Genomic DNA, 17485 nt, shown 5'->3' on the forward strand with positions numbered 1-17485 from the left:
TTATGAAAGCAGTTTGCTGGCATGGAGCAAACGATGTGCGGGTTGATACAGTTCCCGACCCCAAAATTCTTAACCCACGCGATGCCATTGTTAAAATTACTTCCACGGCAATTTGTGGTTCAGATTTGCATATTTATGACGGCTACATTCCCACCATGCAAAAGGGCGATATCCTTGGTCATGAATTCATGGGGGAAGTCGTAGAACTTGGAAGTGCAGTTAAAAATGTCAACGTAGGCGATCGCGTCGTTGTTCCTTTCACTATATCTTGCGGTAGTTGCTTTTTCTGCAATCGGGATTTATGGTCATTGTGCGACAACTCTAACCCCAATGCTTGGTTAGTAGAAAAGCAAATGGGGCATTCGCCAGCAGGTTTATTTGGCTACTCTCATTTATTCGGCGGTTACGCTGGTGGTCAAGCAGAGTATGCACGAGTACCCTTTGCCGATGTCGGCTTGCTCAAAATACCCGATGGTTTAACGGATGAGCAAGTGCTATTTTTAACAGATATTTTCCCTACTGGCTACATGGCAGCCGAAAACTGCAACATCAAACCCGGTGATATTGTCGCTGTTTGGGGTTGTGGCCCAGTTGGACAATTCGCAATTAAAAGCGCATATATGCTAGGTGCAGAAAGGGTAATCGCCTTTGACCGCATTCCCGAACGCCTGCAAATGGCTAAAGAATACGGCAAAGCAGAAGTTCTCAACTACGAAGAAGTGAACATAGGCGAAGCACTCAAAGAAATGACTGGCGGTCGTGGCCCCGATGCTTGCATAGATGCAGTAGGAATGGAAGCACACGGCACAGACTTTATGGCATTCTATGACCAGGTGAAGCAAGCAGTACGTCTCGAAACAGACCGACCGACGGCATTACGGCAAGTAATAGTATCTGCTGCTAAAGGTGGTCACGTATCACTTGCAGGTGTGTACGGTGGCTTTTTAGATAAAATCCCAATGGGTGCTGCGATGAACAAGGGATTAACCTTCAAAATGGGACAAACGCATGTCCATAGGTATTTACGACCCTTGTTAGAGCGGATTCAAAACGGTGAAATCGATCCAACTTTTATCATCACTCATACTTTACCTTTAGAACAAGCGCCCCACGGCTACGAAATTTTTAAGCAGAAGAAAGATAACTGTATCAAAGTTGTACTCAAACCGTAATAGGGCGATAAACCAATTCGCAATTCGCTAAATCTTTTCCCTCACCCCCAGCCCCTCTCCCAAAGCTGCCAGAGGGGAGAAATAATTCTAGTTTCCCCTCTCTCTGCCTTCATCTGCCAGAGGCGAGACATAATTCTAGTTCCCCCTTTACCAAAGCTGCCAGAGGCGAGACATAATTCTAGTTCCCCTTCTCCCAGCTTTGGGAGAAGGGGTTAGGGGATGAGGGCAAACACAAAGTTTTTGCACCTGACGGGATACTCCCAATACCCAAAGTTAAAAGTTAAAAAGTAGAAAGAGGCAAAAAATATGTCTGATACAACCGTTATTAAAGTAGACTCTAGCCATTCTCCTAAAGGTCAACTTGGTCAAAAATATCTTGCATCAGGTAAAAACCTTTCCATGCGTCTGTGGGAGAATGAGCAACCGAACGAACCTAAAGAACCAACAGCACGAGAATATGAAACTGTTGGTTATGTAATCAATGGTCGTGCAGAATTGCATATTGAAGGGCAAACAATTTTACTAGAGTCTGGGAGTTCTTGGGTAGTACCAAAAGGAGCCAGCCATACTTATAAAATTTTAGAATCATTTACTGCTGTTGAGGCAACCAGTCCACCCGCTCAAGTTCACGGGCGAGACGAAAGCTGATTTGCAGTTATCTGAAGTTTTGCGTTAGCGAAGCTCACCGAAGGTATCGCTAAAAACTTATAGCTGCTTGGCACAGAAAGCTCTGAAGGTCGTTGGGCAAAAGGCCCCTCAATGGATGGCAAAGGCGAATTCGAGTATGTGGAAAATCCCCAACCACTAGGCCCAGAACCGCAACCTCCTGTAACCGATCCCCGACTGCATGGTACCTCGAAAATGCCACTGGCATAAGGCAAGGGTTCGATCGCACCCCCTTTGATTGAGCGTACAATAACTATCGGTGGCTAATCATTGGCATGAAGTAGCAAAATAATAGCCAAAACCCTGATTTTATGCTAGGGGCAATTCATGAATTGCCCCTACGCATGTAGTTTTGCGTAAGTCCTATTTCCCTCAGAATCCTATGCTATCATGGGTTAACTAGCGTCCTATGGCTACTGAATGCTACTAAGACACCTTAGGAAGATTAAAGTAGTTTAAGGAAATTTCGCTGTGGCGGCATAGCCAAGTGGTAAGGCAGAGGTCTGCAAAACCTCCACCCCCGGTTCAAATCCGGGTGCCGCCTTAAAGCTTTCAGCCTTTTAGGATAATCAAAAATCACATAAAAGGCTTTCTTGATAGTCAAACTGATAGCCAAAAGCGATCGCTTTCTCTTATAGCGGATGACCGAAAACACGCATCGCATCTTTAAATGAAGCTAAACCTGTAATTCCGGTGTGGCTATAGGTGATTTATCAACAGTTGATGAATAGGTTGGCAGGTTAATCTGACATAATTTTGAGAAACTGGGGCATCAATCTGTAAAAATTCACCAACGATGCCAAGCTTGATAGAATTCAGGGTAGCTGAGAGATTGGGCGCAGTACCAGATAACTGAGTAACTTGAGGGATAGAACTTTGAATAATTCTTCAACTTAGTAACAACGAAAGGCATCTGATCCACTGTTAAAATCTCTTTCAAACTTGACGCTGCTGTCTCTCGCGTATATCCCTGATTCCCCACGTTGCGGGTTAGCTCGACTAAGGCAGCGATCGCATCCTTGTTGCCAGGGTCGATTTCCCCTAAATAGTCTGCTGCTCTCCTACGGGTGAATTCATCCTGTGCGTTGCCCATTAGCTCGACTAAGGCAGTGATCGCATCCTTGTTGCCAGGGTCGATTTTCCCTAAAGATTCTGCTGCTATAGCAGTCCGCTTTGATTTTTGAAATTATTTGCGTAGGGAGGGAGTAGGGAGTGGGAAAGAAGCCTTTTTGGGATGTACTGATTTTTTTCAGAAATCAAATACGAGTCTTATAGATGGCGATGAAAATTGCCTGCGGCTAAAAAATGGTAGTGGTGTTTCTTCGTCACCAATTATATGCTGAGAGGATAGTCAAGAACTAACTATCAAGTTCCTCATCTGCACTTTATGGTAGGTGTCAAATTCAGTGATTTGAATAAAACTTCTACATAAACACACACTGATGCAGGTTGATTTGCTTGAATAGCTATATTGATAGGACATTGATACCAGAGCAATTCACAATCCTGATTATGGCAAGTAAATTCATTGATGTTAGAGAATATACTGTCAGGGCGCACAAAAGACAGATTCATACTCGTGTTTTCCAGTTTGTCTGTAAAGAGTGTAACGATCTGACAAAGCGCGAGACTTTCGGGCCTCGACCTTTATATTGTGAGAGATGTCGCCCTCCCCAACCGCCTAAGAAATCGCAGCCAACATCTCACAAAGCAAAACCCAGAGCAATGTCTTACAAAAGTGACATCGATTTAAATTGATTGAAGCCTTATGACTCAAAATGGACAATTAGAACCACCTCCCGACAGCTTTCTCTCACCACTGATAGAATTGCGAGACTATTATGGTCGTCTGACAGAAGAGTACGAACGCCTCTTTGTGGAGGCGCGGGAGCAGCTAGATCATGTAGAAGCGTTGTTGTCTAACTGGTCTTTTTCTGATGGCAGCAAGCAGATATCAAGTCTGACGGCGGCTGATGAAACCTCAGATGTTTCCGAAGATGAACCTCTGGTGTTTTTATCACCCTTTGATGACATCAATGAAATCAAGTTGGTAGAGTCTGTAAAGTCAGAACCAAAAGAATCAGATCAGGTTGATATAGATAATTCTTTTTCTGCTGCTGTTGATACAAAAGAGAGTCAACCTTCAACAGAGATTCAACCTTCAACTACATCATCAGATATAACGATCGCCCTAGAGAACAACGATAGTTCAACGAAGGTGGCAGAAATCCCTATGCTACCCCAGTACGATCGCGCTCTTTCCCGAATGGAAGCCATAAAACAGCTATTGCAAGAGCAGATAGGTACTGTGTGTCATATCGATTTTATCGTGCGATCGCTTTATGGAGAGTTAGATTCCAATCTATTCAAAGTAGTTAAAGGTAGAGTTCAATCTTCCCTCACCCAAGGCAGAGAAAGGAATTACTGGGTAACTATTCCTGATGAGCCAGGTTGTTATACTCTGGATCTAAGTTTGGTAGCCCCAAGTAAGCGCAATGGTGCTTCTAGGAGCATCAAAAACAAAAAGCCTTTTGTCCCCCCGCCAAAAGCAGTACCGATGCTCAAAGCCTTTGAGGGTCAATTCTTAATTGATGCCCTCACCTCTTTGTTTGAAGAAAATCCAGGTAAAGTTTTCAGCGTTGCTGAAGTCATCACCGGAATTTATGGAGAACTACATTTTCACCAACTTCGAGAGGTCAAAAATAAGGTATTGAACGAATTATCTAGAGGCTATCGGACAGGCAGATTCTCTAGGGTTCCTAACCAAATTGGCTTCTATACTTGGGACTCCAATATGATATTAGAGGGTAGTTCTCGGTAACTTGGGGAGTGGAAATTGGGGACTGGGGCATTGGGTATTGTTATTCTTCTCCTGCTCCCCCTGCTCCCCCTATCCCAAAAACAGCTTGTATGCCGGATTCTTGTTTTCATCCCAATAGCGATAGCCCAGGTTATCGAGAAAAGCTTGCCACTCTTCCATCTCGCCGGGGGGAACCTGGATACCAACAACGATTCGTCCGTAGTCTGCGCCGTTGTTGCGGTAGTGAAAAAGACTAATATTCCAGTTGGGACTCATGGAAGTAACAAACTTCATCAATGCGCCGGGACGTTCGGGAAACTCAAAACGGTAGAGCAATTCATTGTGAGCCAGAAGAGAATGCCCACCTACCATGTGCCGCAGATGTAATTTAGTTAGTTCGTCGTCTGTTAAATCAAGAGTTTCAAATCCTTGAGCTTCAAAAGTTTCTACCATCTTTGCAGCATCAGCACGGTTTTGAATTTGCACACCGACAAAAATATGGGCTGTTTTTTCATCAGCAATGCGATAATTAAACTCAGTAAGATTACGGTTGCCAATAGATTCACAAAACTGGCGAATACTTCCCCGTTCTTCTGGAATTGTGACTGCAAAGATGGCTTCGCGGCGTTCGCCCAACTCTGCCCGTTCTGCCACAAAGCGGAGGCGATCAAAATTCATGTTTGCACCACAGGCGACAGCAATTAAGGTTTGTCCCTCGATTTGCTCTCGTTCTGTGTATGCTTTGGCAGCTGCGATCGCTAATGCACCGGCTGGTTCTAAAATTGATCGCGTATCCTCAAACACGTCTTTAATCGCAGCACAAGTATCGTCTGTATCCACCAAAATAATTTCATCTACATACTGCTGACACAAACGGAAGGTTTCTTCACCTACTTCTCGCACCGCCACACCATCAGCAAATAACCCCACTTGAGATAAGCGCACCCGATATCCGGCTTTTAGCGATTGAGACATCGCATCAGCATCTACTGGTTCAACGCCAATAATCTTGATTTCGGGACGCAAGCGTTTTACATAAGCTCCAATCCCAGAAATTAATCCGCCCCCTCCAATCGCTACAAAAATTGCATGGATGGGTTGCTGATATTGTCGTAAAATTTCCATCCCAATTGTTCCCTGTCCAGCAATGACATGAGGATCATCGAAAGGATGAATAAACGTCAAACCTTTTTCTATTTCTAATTCACGGGCATAGCTATAAGCATCATCGTAGGTGTTTCCATGTAAGACGACTGCTCCGCCCCTCATTCTAACTGCGTCCACCTTGACTTGGGGCGTGGTTACTGGCATAACGATAATCGCTTTGGTTCCTAAGCGATTGGCTGCAAGGGCGACTCCCTGAGCATGGTTTCCCGCAGAGGCGGCAATTACACCCTGTGCTAATATATCTGGTGGCAGTTGCACCATTTTGTTATAAGCACCCCGCAGTTTAAAGGAAAATACTGACTGCATATCTTCACGTTTCAGCAGGAGTTGATTATTCAGCCGTGCAGACAAATTTGGGGCATACTCCAGTGGTGTTTCCTGGGCAACATCGTACACACGGGCAGTTAGGATTTGGATCAGGTAGTCGCAATACATGGGCGTCAAGGTGTTAGCAAATGCCGGATGGAAACTAATTTTACGTTACAAGCGATCGCACTGGTTTTATTTAATTGCACTATCTCAAAATTTTGAGTCAATAAAATTTAAAAATTACTAATACTCTTTGAAGAGAAATCAGTTCAGTAATTGATTTTTTGTAGTGGTCTCAAATTCACAAATAGACTGGGCGGGCTTTTCGGCCTACCCCAGAAGAGTTATATTTAATTGGATTATGCAAATTAGATGTTTTTTAGCTTATCGATAAAATTGAATTTAGAAACACTTTCGCACCCTACATATATTTAGATTTTTTCAAACATCAAATTGGATTACTATAGTTTTGGGATTTGAGTTTTTATAGCCGTGGGATGAGTTAACGTTCTGCTATTTGTGGAAGCGATCGCAGGATAATTAAGAAAAGCCTGAAAACTTCCGGGAGCATCGTTAATTCACATCGCTATGTATTTATTTCTCGGATTTTGGCCTTTTCCTACCAAACAAACTAGTCATACTTAATCCAGTAACCAATAATCCCAATAGCCCTAATCCGTTCAAAATCGGGTAGATTCCCTCTAAACCAAATATTTCACCACGATGAATCGAAAGCAGTACACTACGCCCTACTCCCAGGTTAGCTGACCACTCACCTACCAGCGTAGCTGCAATTCCAGTTAATAATGTTACAGCAAGGGGTAAAGCCAAAATAATCGCCAGAGTCCGGTGGTACTTGCGAAATGAACGCATTATCCAAAATCTCCAGTGGAAAATATAGCAGTTTGCAACTTGATGAGGTAGAGAACTATTTGTCTCAAAGCCAAATATAAAGACTGTTTTCCTCTTAAGTAAGTTGCCACAATCAAACCAAAGTGTGTGAAGAAAAGTAAACAAGGCTCAAACCCTTTTTTCCCCGCCCCTTAGCCCCTACTTTATCCCAACGATAATTATTTACGCCGACCTACTTATGTCGTGTCTTTGGACTCCTGCTCTATGTTAGTTTTATTTCACTTTTTAGAAACACTAGCGATATTTGTGTCAAGTGTTTGTAACCCTTTAAGAGCTTTTGCTTTATTTTTTGCTTTCAGCGCACCCTTCACCTGGGTCGCAGCATCTTCAATTACATTATAGGTTTTTGAAGATTTACTTTTGACACCATCCTCAACCTTAGACCAAGAGTTTTCAAACTGATTAAATTGCTGTTGAGCTTTGTCAAAGTTTCCGCCTTGCACCGCAGTTTTGGTATTTGAAACTACACTGACCAAAGTATTAAAACCTCCTTGTGTACCAACAGTTGTTTTGGATACTGCTGTCCCCGCAGTGGTTTCAGTGGCAGTAGGAGTCTGGGTAGTAGATTTTTGCTCGCTGTTGCATCCTACTAATGTCAGTAAGGCAATTGCAGTAACGGGGATGATGTAGATTAAGCGTTTCATAAGACCTCTGGAATAATGATAAATCGCCAAATGCTGGCGGTATCAGCTACTATATCAGCTAAAGTTGCTGGAGATGTATAAAGATTTTAGGTGCGATTTGTTACTTGGTTTATGATTAAAAAGTCTTGAATGCGGTTGAGAAATTGTTCTAATTCTGAGACTGAGTTATTCATGCCTCTACGCTCTTGATAGTAAGCCAATTTTTCTAGTTTATCAGCTGTTTGGTACATAGCTGTGGCTCCAATGTTGGCACTAGCACCTTTAAGGTGATGAGCTTCTCGCGCAATTTGCCCAAAGTCATGAGATGCGATCGCTGCTTTAATTATTTCTAAACGGGGTTTAATATCTTCAACGCATAATTCCAATAGATTTAACTCAAATTCTGTGTCATTTCCCGATATCCGATGCAAGTGTTCCCAATCAATGGCTAGGTCAGTGGAAACTGTCTGCTCATACACCATTGCCTCTTGTTGTGAGAGGATCACACCTGTCCAATGCTCTAAAGTTGCAGCCAATTTTTCTTTAAACAGAGGCTTACTCAGATAGTCATCCATTCCGGCATTGAGGCACATTTCTTTGTCTTCTTTCATCGCATTAGCGGTCATCGCAATCACCACAGGACGACGACGTAGAGGAAAAGTATGCTCTTGCCAACGATGAATTTCTTTTGTAGTTTCCAAACCGTCAAGAATTGGCATTTGGCAATCCATTAAAATCAAATCGTAAGGAACTTTTTCTAATAGCTGCAAAACTTCCTTTCCATTGGCAACGACATCGGCTTGATAGCCCAAGTTTTGGAGTTGTTTTAGGGCTACTTTTTGATTCACCAAATTATCCTCAGCTAGCAAAATTCTTAACTTAGATTTAGTAGCAAAGTTAGGAGAAGAGGAAGTAAGAATGCCTGAATCTGTACTCTGGTTTTTTTCAGTTAGGCAAAGCCTTGAGCCTTTAGCCCCTTGTTCTGATTCCGCCTGAGTTTCTAAAATATTAATAATGGCATCCAGGAGTCGTGATGGCTTAATGGGTTTGACCAAATAAGCAGCAAATCTGATTTTGAGCGCCTGCTGCACTTCATCGCGTTGATTAGTAGAGGTGAGCATAATTAAAGGTATTTCAGCAATTGCAGAATTGGCTTTAATTTGTTCTTCTATTGCCATGTCATTTTTTATATCAACGAAGGCGATATCATAAGATTTCCTCTGTTCATAAGCTGACTGAATAACTTTGAGGGCAGTAGCGATACTGTCAGCTTGATCTATCTGCATTCCCCAATGAGTAGCTTGATGGGAGATAATTTTATAATTAGTCGCCTTGTTATCCACCAATAACAAGCGGCGATTGCTTAAAAGCCCGCGTTCGCTCTTAGCGTTGGCAAAGCCATCGCATTTTGGCAAAACAGGCTCAACTTGCTTCATAAACAGCACCTCAAACCAAAACTTAGATCCTTTCCCCATGTGACTTTCTACTCCAATTACTCCTCCCATTAAGGTCACCAGTTGTTTACAGATAGCTAATCCCAAACCGGTACCACCATACTTGCGAGTGGTCGAAGCATCCACTTGGGTAAATGGCATAAAGAGTTTGCGTTGATCTTCAGGGCTAATGCCAAGGCCTGTATCTGTAATGGCAAAATGAATCGTGGCTGTAGTAGAGGAAAGCGAACGTAATTCGGCTTGCACTAATACTTCGCCAGCGCTGGTAAACTTGATAGCGTTGCTGATTAAATTCATGAGAATTTGCCGCAGCCTACCAGTATCTCCTTTGAGGTAGGTGGGGACGTTATGCTCAATCAGTGCAGCAATTTCTAATCCCTTGTTATGGGCTGAGGGAGCCAATAATTCCACCACTTCTTCCACACAAGTGGATAGGTCAAAATCTAGAGTTTCGAGAGCCATCTCTCCAGCCTCAAGTTTGGAAAGATCCAAAATCTCGTTGATTAAACTTAAAAGAGCGTCTCCACTACTACGAATTGTTTCAATAAAATCTCGCTGTTCTGGGTCTAAGGAAGTATCTAACACCAAACTGGTCATGCCCAAAACAGCATTCATCGGAGTCCGAATTTCATGACTGATATTTGCCAAAAAGGCGCTTTTAGCTTGAGAAGCTAATTCGGCTTGGCGACGGGCAATTTCAAGTTCTTGTCGCTGACGAGTTTCTGATGCTAATAATTGGGCTTGGGCTAAAGCAACGCCTACTTGGTCGGCTATTTGCCGCAAAAGATAAGTTTCAAAGCTTGACCAGTGGTGAGAATCATCACACTGATGAACTATCAGCAAACCGCGAACTTCTTGTTTAACAAGAATGGGTACAACCAAATTGACTTTGACCCCAAACTTTTGCATTAATTCCAGATGGCTTTGTTCAAATTCTGGCAGATCCAAGTTAGCTAGTCCTAAAATCTGTCCTTGACGGTACTGCTGTAAATAGTATTGTTGTAGATATTCTGATTGTAAGTATAGGTTGGTAATGTTTTGTTCTTTTATTGGTGGTAAGCCAGAAACAACTGCTTCAGTAACTGTGGTTGCAAACTGATCTGGCGAAAGCTGATAGATTAAAACTCGGTCAGTCTGGAGAATCTTTTGGACTTCCTCGACAGTGATTTGGAGAATTTCTTCGATTTGCAAAGTCTGGCGAATCTTGAAGGCGATTTCGGTAAATAGTTGCGATCGCAAGTTTTGGCGTTGTATTTCTTCTTCAGCCTGTTTCCTCTGGATAAATTGCCCTACTTGCTCACCGATAGAATTCATCGTTGTTACCAAATCTTGGTCAGGCGGCTGGATTTCACGGTTAAAGCAGGTAATGACACCAAGGATTTTGTTACCACTGCGGATCGGAAAACCAAAAGCTGCGTTTAGTCCTGCTTGAGCAGCAATTTGGAAGAGAGGAAAATTAATACCTTTAACGATATCAGCGATCCAAACAGGTTCACAACTAGCCCAAACCCGACCAGGTAGGCCAATTCCTGGCATAAAGGTGGTTTGCCGCTTCAGTGCTTTAAACTCTTGCACCTCAAGAGATGCTTTATGCCACATATCGAGAAAACGCAGCACATTTGCTTGTCGATCGACCATCCAAATTTCACCCAAATCCCATCCCAAACTCTCACAGATTCCTTGCAAGATTTGGCTAGTAGCTTCGCCCATCGTTGCAGACTCTGCTAAGACGCGGGTTGCAGCATATTGTGCAGTTAGATGCCGTTGGGCGCGTTTGCCATCAGTGATGTCAATGCCACTACAAACAATGTATTCTATTGATCCCTCATAGTCTTTTAAGAAGTTGTTCGACCAAGTAATCAGCCGCCGACTGCCATCCTTCATTACCCAATAGCTTTCGTAATCATTCAATACTTTACCAGTTCGCATCTGCTCAAAAACTGCTTTGGCCGGCTCGACTTGTTCAGGAATTAAGAACAAGTTCCAGAAATACCTACCTCTGACCTCATCGAGGGAGTGACCTGTTATTTGCTCACAAGCTTGATTGAAACGAATAATTTGCCCTTGAGAATCAAGAACCATTACTAAAGCGTTGGCTGTATCAAGGACTGCTGAGATAAAGTTGCGTTCTTGGTTTAAGGCTTCTTCTGCTCTTTTGCGCTCAATGGCCTCACGATAGATCAAGTAGTAGACTATGACAAGAACAATAAAACTCATGCAGATGGCGATCGCAAGTGTCAGAATTGTGTTGTGAGTAGTGGATTTTTTTGCTTGTAACTGCTGTTGGAGTCGTTCCTTTTCCTCGTTTTCGATCTCATTGATTACCTTGCGGATATGATCCATGAGATTTTGTTGATCGTTTCTCACTAGTACTTGCAATGCCGCCTCTAATCCCTGGTTTTGGCGCAAGTCAATAGTCTGTTTTAGTTCAGTAAATTTAGCCGTTATTAGAAATTCAAGCGTTGCAATTTGCTTTTGTTGATTCGGTTGATCTGCTGTCAAACTTTTCAGGTTGGCAATTTCTTGATCGACGTTAGCAAGTGCTTCTTGATAAGGTTTGAGATAAATTTGTTTTCCAGTGAAAATGTAACTACTTTGTCCAGTCTCAGCATCCTTTATCTGGTATTCTAATTTTTCTAGACTTTCGATTTTTATATACGTATTTTTTATTATACTGCGATTTTTAGTAGATCCTCTTGTATTTTGATAAGAAACCACGCCAATCAGAACTAAAATTGCCGATGCTAAACCAAAACCTGCTGCAATCTTTTTGAAAAATTGCTTGCCTACCCTCTGCGCCTGTTTGCCTTTCTTGGTTATAAGTACCAAATTTGCTAAATTTCGGCGTAATTCCAGTTGCTTGATGACTTGACGGCCTAAGCTTCGTAATGCCTCCACTTGTTCTGGATTCAGTTCTCGTGGTACGTAGTCAATCACACATAGGGTTCCTAGTGCATATCCCTCAGGATTAGTCAGAGGTACACCAGCATAAAACCGAATATTTGGGTCAGATGTTACCAGTGGGTTGGTGGCGAACCTTTTGTCATCTTTTGCATCAGGCACAATCAAAACATCAGGCTGTAGAATAGCATGAGCACAGAATGCCAAATCTCGATGTGTTTCTAAGGCATCGATTCCGACTTTTGACTTGAACCACTGACGGTTTGTATCAACTAAACTAATTAAGGCAATAGGAGTCTGACAAATATACGAGGCTAAACGGGTGAGGTCGTCAAAAGCGGCTTCAGATGGCGTGTCGAGAATCTTATACTCCAAAAGCGTCTCGATTCTCTGTGCTTCGTGATCAGGTAATTGGGCTTTCATCCTTATTTTGGGGATTAGGGACTGGGGATTGGGGATTGGGGATTGGGGATTGGGGATGGGGACTGGGGATTGGGGGATTGGGGGATTAGGGATTATTAAAAAAGAAGTCCTTATTTTGTTTCTTCCCATTCCTTAGTACCCAGTACCTAGTCCCCAATCCCCAGTCCCTAGTTCAACAAACTTACTTTAATTAATGACAACACTTTAGTTAAAAGCGTTAGCGTAATTTCACTGAGTTCGATCTTATTAAAGAATCTGTTAAATGATTAAGTCCCTAGTGTATTTTTTGTGGGCTGGTTTATTTGAAATCGGCGGCGGCTACCTAGTGTGGTTGTGGTTGCGCGAAGGTAAGCCCTTGTGGTGGGGCATATTGGGTGGAATCGCTTTAGTTTTCTATGGGATTATTGCAACTCTCCAATCGGCAAATTTTGGCAGAGTGTATGCGGCTTACGGTGGCGTGTTTATCGCAATGGCAATGCTTTGGGGTTGGAAGGTAGACGGAGTAACTCCAGACCGCTACGACTTAATCGGAGCATGTTTAGCTTTGGTGGGTGTTTTAATTATCATGTTTGCACCTAGAAGCTAAGTAAAATTTTTCTATTATTTTTGACCAATAACTTTTATACAGATAATAACCTCATCCAAAAGAGCAAAGGTTTTTAAGCAACTAACCTGTAAAAAAAAGCATCTCGATATCTACACCTTGCGTAAGATATCAAAAGAAATCATCACATATTATATTTGGCTAAATTCTCTGGTAAGACTTCTGATAATTTACGGATCGGAAGTATCTTGATTTGTAACACTACTAGGTAACTAAAAATTTGGAATTTTCTAGCGCTTCCATAAAATGCTGTTCTTCAAAAAAAAAGATGCAATCAAATTATTGGATACATACATCCTTATTCCCTTGCTGGCAACTACAAACAGAATTATATTTTTGTTAACATTTCCAGAAAATTAAGGTTAAGTAACATTCAACACAAAAATGTATAACTAAAAGTAATCAAATGTAGTTAAGTATACAAATCATTGGTGGTAAGGAAGAAAAAGAAGTGTTGAAGAAAGTTGTGATGATTGGGGCTATGACCCTACTGTTTTTAGGAGGTCCGCTGATGGGCAATGCTTTTGCCCAAACACCAGCTGCTGCTCCAGCTACTGCTGATACTGGAGATACGGCATTTATGCTGATTTCAGCAGCACTGGTGCTACTAATGACACCAGGATTGGCATTCTTTTATGGTGGATTTGTGCGATCGCGCAATATCCTAAATACATTGATGATGAGCTTTGTGTTGATGGCGATCGTGGGAGTTACCTGGATTTTGTGGGGTTATAGTCTTTCTTTTGCACCAGGGTTGCCATTCATCGGCGGATTGCAATGGTTCGGGTTGAATGGTGTCGGGCTAGAAATAACCGATTATCTTAAAGGGTCAAATCCGGTAGAAGTTGTTTCTTATGCGGGAACGATACCCCACCAGGCATTCATGATTTATCAAGCCATGTTTGCTATTATCACCCCAGCCTTAATTTCTGGAGCGATCGTTGAGCGGATGAATTTCCGCGCCTATTCGCTGTTTGTGCTGCTGTGGTCAACCTTTGTTTACGCCCCTCTGGCACACATGGTATGGGCGAAAGGTGGATTTTTAGGTTTAGCTGGTGGATTGGGTGCCCTCGACTTTGCAGGTGGTACAGTAGTTCACATTAGTTCTGGGGTTTCAGCGTTAGTAGCAGCGATCGTCCTTGGGCCTCGGAAAACCCATCCCGATCGCCTTAGCCCCCCGCACAATGTCCCCTTCATTTTGCTGGGTGCTGCCTTACTATGGTTTGGCTGGTTCGGGTTCAACGCTGGCAGTGCTTTATCTGTTGCTAGTGGAACTTCTGGTAACTTAACAACAAATGTAGCAACAACAGCCTTTGTTGCCACCAATACGGCAGCAGCGGCGGCGGCTTTAATGTGGCTGATTTTGGAAGCAGTTTTACGGGGGAAACCGACAGCTGTCGGAGCGGCTACAGGAGCCGTTGCTGGTTTAGTTGGCATCACTCCCGCCGCCGGATTTGTCACACCGCTATCAGCGATTTTAATTGGTTTCATCACTGCCTTTGTTTGCTTCTATGCTGTGAGTTTCAAGCACAAGCTAGAAATTGACGATGCTTTAGATACCTATCCCGTGCATGGTGTTGGTGGTACAGTGGGGGCGATTTTAACGGCCGTCTTTGCCACGACTCAAGTCAACGGCGGAGGTAAAGACGGAGTGCTACGCGGTAATTTGGGTGAATTGGGAATTGAACTAGTAGCAATTGCCGTTGCTTATGCGATCGCAGGTGTTGGTACGTGGATTATTCTCAAGGTTATCGATGCTACAGTCGGGCTGCGAGTCAAAGAGGAAGCGGAATATCAAGGTTTGGATATCAACGAACACGGTGAAGAAGCTTACAACTCCGAGTTTGGCGATCGTTCCACTTAGTAGGGAGTTAGGAGTTAGGAGTTAGGAGTTAGGAGTTAGGAGTTAGGAGTTGGGAGTTTGGAGTTTGGAGTTTAGAGTTTGGAGTTTAGAGTTTGGAGTTTAGAGTTTGGAGTTTAGAGTTTGGAGTTTAGAGTTTAGAGTTAGGAGTTAGGAGTTTGGAGTTGGGAGTTGGGAGTTTGGAGTTTGGAGTTTGGAGTTTGGAGTTATTATTCTTCCCCACTCCCAATTTAAAATTGTGTAATTTGCGATCGCTAGCGTTAAAATTTGATTCAAATAATTGGTAAATTTCGCTAGTCGTGTCTACATCTTTTAAAACCTTCCCGATCTGGGCATTTTTCTCGCTGTTAACCAACGGCATCCTAATGTTGGCGGTCATCCTGCTAATTTGGCAACAGCAGAAATTGTCCGCTTTTTTTGGTGTAATAACATCCCCAGAGGCAATCAGCCCTAACAACTCATCCGAAATTGCTACACCTGATTTAGGTCGTCGTCACCAACTCTCTTACCAGCAGTGGGTAGACATCCTCACGCAAGAAGCCAAGGTAGCCGCAGACCAACGTCCCCCGCATTTAAGCATCCTGGTGGGAGATTCTTTGAGTTTGTGGTTTCCGCCTGAGTTATTACCCGAAGGTAAAAATTGGCTCAATCAAGGAATTTCTGGCGAAACCAGCAATGGACTCTTGAAAAGATTGGAGATATTTGACCGCACCCAGCCAGAGGTGATTTTTGTGATGATTGGCATTAATGACCTAATTCGGGGGGTGAGCGACAGGGTAATTTTAGATAATCAGCGGCAAATTATCAATTACCTACGCAAGAAGCATCCTACGGCGCAAATTGTTGTCCAATCGATTTTGCCACATGGGGCAAAGGAAGCAACCTGGAAAGGACGAGAGAAACTTTTAGCTGTTGACAATAATCGCATTCGTGAGTTAAATCAGCAACTGCAAAGTATTTGTCACAAAAAAGGTGTCAAATATCTCGATTTACATCCCCTGTTTACCAACAAACAAGGTAATCTCCGCCGCGAATTTACTACTGATGGCTTACATTTAAGTCCTGAAGGCTATATAGTTTGGCGTTCTGCATTGCAGATTTATGGCGAGATCGAATTAAAACCACAGCGCTAATGTCCTTTGGTGAAAAAGGTAAAGGACAAAAAGAAGTAATATCTTTGAATACAAGTTTGTATAAATCGCGTCTGGGCGCGAGAAAATAAAAAATAGTGGTTTAAGTAGACAAATCTAATGGATACAAAAGCTTTTAAGCGCAGCCTGCAACATTCCGAAAATTACAATCGCAAGGGTTTTGGTCATCAAGCAGAAGTCGCCACCCAGTTGCAGTCTGAGTATCAGAGTAACTTGATTCAAAAAATTCGCGATCGCAATTACACTCTACAACGAGGTGATGTGACAATCCGACTAGCACAAGCTTTTGGCTTTTGCTGGGGTGTAGAACGCGCTGTGGCAATGGCCTACGAAACCCGCCAGCACTTCCCTACAGAACACATCTGGATTACTAACGAGATTATCCACAACCCTTCTGTAAATCAGCGTATGCAGGAGATGGAAGTAGAATTTATTCCCATTGAAGGAAAGAATAAAGACTTTTCTGTTGTTGGAACTGGTGATGTAGTCATATTACCCGCTTTTGGGGCTAGCGTTCAAGAAATGCAGATACTTCACGATAAAGGCTGCAAAATTGTTGATACAACTTGTCCTTGGGTATCTAAAGTTTGGAATACAGTAGAAAAGCACAAAAAAATCGATTATACATCAATAATTCACGGCAAATATAAGCACGAAGAAACAGTTGCTACTAGTTCTTTTGCTGGCAAGTATTTAATTGTGTTGAATTTGCAAGAAGCAGAATATGTTGCTAACTATATTATTAATGGTGGGAACCGTGAAGAATTTCTGACAAAATTTGCTAAAGCTTGTTCAGCAGGATTTGACCCCGATCAAGATTTAGCAAGAGTTGGTATTGCTAACCAAACTACAATGCTAAAAGGCGAAACTGAGCAAATCGGCAAGCTTTTTGAGCGGACTATGTTACAGAAGTATGGCCCCACTGAGTTAAATCAGCATTTTCAAAGCTTCAATACTATTTGTGATGCCACCCAAGAACGCCAAGATGCAATGTTGGAGTTAGTAGAAAAAAATTTAGATTTAATGGTAGTAATTGGTGGCTTTAATTCATCGAATACTACTCAATTGCAACAAATTGCTTTTGAGCGGGGAATTCCTTCTTATCATATTGATACTGTTGAACGGATTCCATCAGCAGATTTGATTGAACATCGGCAATTAAATGGGCAGTTAATAACTACAGCAAACTGGTTACCAAAGGGAGAAATTGTTGTAGGAATTACTTCTGGTGCTTCCACGCCAGATAAAGTAGTAGAAGATGTGATTGAGAAAATTTTTGCATTGAAAGCAACAGCCGCGATGGTTTAACAGTTATCAAGTAATCAAGTTCGTAGTAAGGACTTTAGTCCTTTTTTTCAGCATTAAAGTCTTTACTATGAACCTTCAAAACTAGCTTAGACATTATACTAGTGTTCACTGATAACTATTGACTTTTCACTATT

At 42.5% G+C, this 17485-nt stretch carries 13 protein-coding genes, 1 tRNA gene and 1 pseudogene; 10 read left to right on the forward strand and 5 right to left on the reverse strand.

Going from position 1 to position 17485, the window contains the following annotated elements:
* Positions 1–2 precede the first annotated feature (2 nt).
* The 4 genes and pseudogenes from V7K73_RS12920 (at position 3) to V7K73_RS12935 (ending at position 2382) form a co-directional block, all read left to right on the forward strand.
* Entirely contained in the window at positions 3–1172 is a 1170-nt protein-coding gene (locus V7K73_RS12920; RefSeq protein WP_334880493.1) for a zinc-dependent alcohol dehydrogenase, read from the forward strand.
* Between the two features lie 306 nt (positions 1173–1478).
* Positions 1479–1820 (forward strand): cupin domain-containing protein, encoded by a 342-nt coding sequence (locus tag V7K73_RS12925; RefSeq protein WP_334880495.1) that lies wholly within the window; start codon positions 1479–1481, stop codon positions 1818–1820.
* Between the two features lie 69 nt (positions 1821–1889).
* Positions 1890–2048, forward strand: a pseudogene (locus tag V7K73_RS12930) (manganese catalase family protein); the annotation flags it as partial.
* 263 nt (positions 2049–2311) lie between these two features.
* A tRNA-Cys gene (locus tag V7K73_RS12935) sits at positions 2312–2382 on the forward strand.
* 243 nt (positions 2383–2625) lie between these two features.
* On the opposite strand, the gene V7K73_RS12940 is transcribed toward V7K73_RS12935, so the two are convergent.
* Positions 2626–3000, reverse strand: a complete 375-nt coding sequence (locus V7K73_RS12940; protein WP_334880636.1) for a HEAT repeat domain-containing protein — start codon at positions 2998–3000, stop codon at positions 2626–2628.
* A gap of 350 nt (positions 3001–3350) precedes the next feature.
* Here V7K73_RS12940 and V7K73_RS12945 point away from each other — a divergent pair, with 350 nt between their 5' ends.
* Both V7K73_RS12945 and V7K73_RS12950 read left to right on the forward strand, forming a co-directional pair.
* The gene (locus V7K73_RS12945) at positions 3351–3596 is read left to right on the forward strand and encodes a hypothetical protein (RefSeq protein ID WP_094327534.1); all 246 of its coding nucleotides are present in this window, start codon (positions 3351–3353) and stop codon (positions 3594–3596) included.
* Positions 3597–3606: 10 nt separating this feature from the next.
* On the forward strand, positions 3607–4659 hold the full coding sequence (locus tag V7K73_RS12950; protein ID WP_334880497.1) for a hypothetical protein: 1053 nt from the start codon (positions 3607–3609) through the stop codon (positions 4657–4659).
* Positions 4660–4728: 69 nt separating this feature from the next.
* Here V7K73_RS12950 and ilvA read toward each other — a convergent pair whose 3' ends face one another.
* The 4 genes from ilvA to V7K73_RS12970 all read right to left on the reverse strand — a co-directional run bounded on the left by ilvA (position 4729) and on the right by V7K73_RS12970 (position 12427).
* Entirely contained in the window at positions 4729–6240 is a 1512-nt protein-coding gene (gene ilvA / locus V7K73_RS12955) for a threonine ammonia-lyase, biosynthetic (protein ID WP_334880499.1), read from the reverse strand.
* A gap of 468 nt (positions 6241–6708) precedes the next feature.
* Positions 6709–6987 (reverse strand): peptidase, encoded by a 279-nt coding sequence (locus V7K73_RS12960; protein WP_334880501.1) that lies wholly within the window; start codon positions 6985–6987, stop codon positions 6709–6711.
* Between the two features lie 257 nt (positions 6988–7244).
* Positions 7245–7670, reverse strand: coding sequence for a DUF4363 family protein (locus tag V7K73_RS12965; protein ID WP_334880503.1), 426 nt, complete (start codon positions 7668–7670; stop codon positions 7245–7247).
* An 86-nt stretch (positions 7671–7756) separates the two neighbouring features.
* Positions 7757–12427, reverse strand: coding sequence for a GAF domain-containing protein (locus tag V7K73_RS12970; protein ID WP_334880505.1), 4671 nt, complete (start codon positions 12425–12427; stop codon positions 7757–7759).
* 262 nt (positions 12428–12689) lie between these two features.
* On the opposite strand from V7K73_RS12970, the gene V7K73_RS12975 reads away from it, so the two are divergent.
* The 4 genes from V7K73_RS12975 (at position 12690) to V7K73_RS12990 (ending at position 17351) form a co-directional block, all read left to right on the forward strand.
* Positions 12690–13013 (forward strand): YnfA family protein, encoded by a 324-nt coding sequence (locus tag V7K73_RS12975; RefSeq protein WP_334880507.1) that lies wholly within the window; start codon positions 12690–12692, stop codon positions 13011–13013.
* A gap of 499 nt (positions 13014–13512) precedes the next feature.
* Positions 13513–14895 (forward strand): ammonium transporter, encoded by a 1383-nt coding sequence (locus tag V7K73_RS12980; protein ID WP_442936762.1) that lies wholly within the window; start codon positions 13513–13515, stop codon positions 14893–14895.
* 296 nt (positions 14896–15191) lie between these two features.
* Positions 15192–16025 carry an SGNH/GDSL hydrolase family protein gene (locus V7K73_RS12985; protein ID WP_334880511.1) on the forward strand — a complete coding sequence of 278 codons (834 nt, stop codon included), beginning with the start codon at positions 15192–15194 and terminating at the stop codon, positions 16023–16025.
* A 117-nt stretch (positions 16026–16142) separates the two neighbouring features.
* The gene (locus tag V7K73_RS12990; protein ID WP_334880513.1) at positions 16143–17351 is read left to right on the forward strand and encodes a 4-hydroxy-3-methylbut-2-enyl diphosphate reductase; all 1209 of its coding nucleotides are present in this window, start codon (positions 16143–16145) and stop codon (positions 17349–17351) included.
* The last annotated feature ends 134 nt before the right edge of the window (positions 17352–17485 follow it).

Origin of the sequence: Nostoc sp., from assembly GCF_036916975.1 — a bacterium.
Taxonomy (GTDB): Bacteria; Cyanobacteriota; Cyanobacteriia; order Cyanobacteriales; family Nostocaceae; genus Nostoc.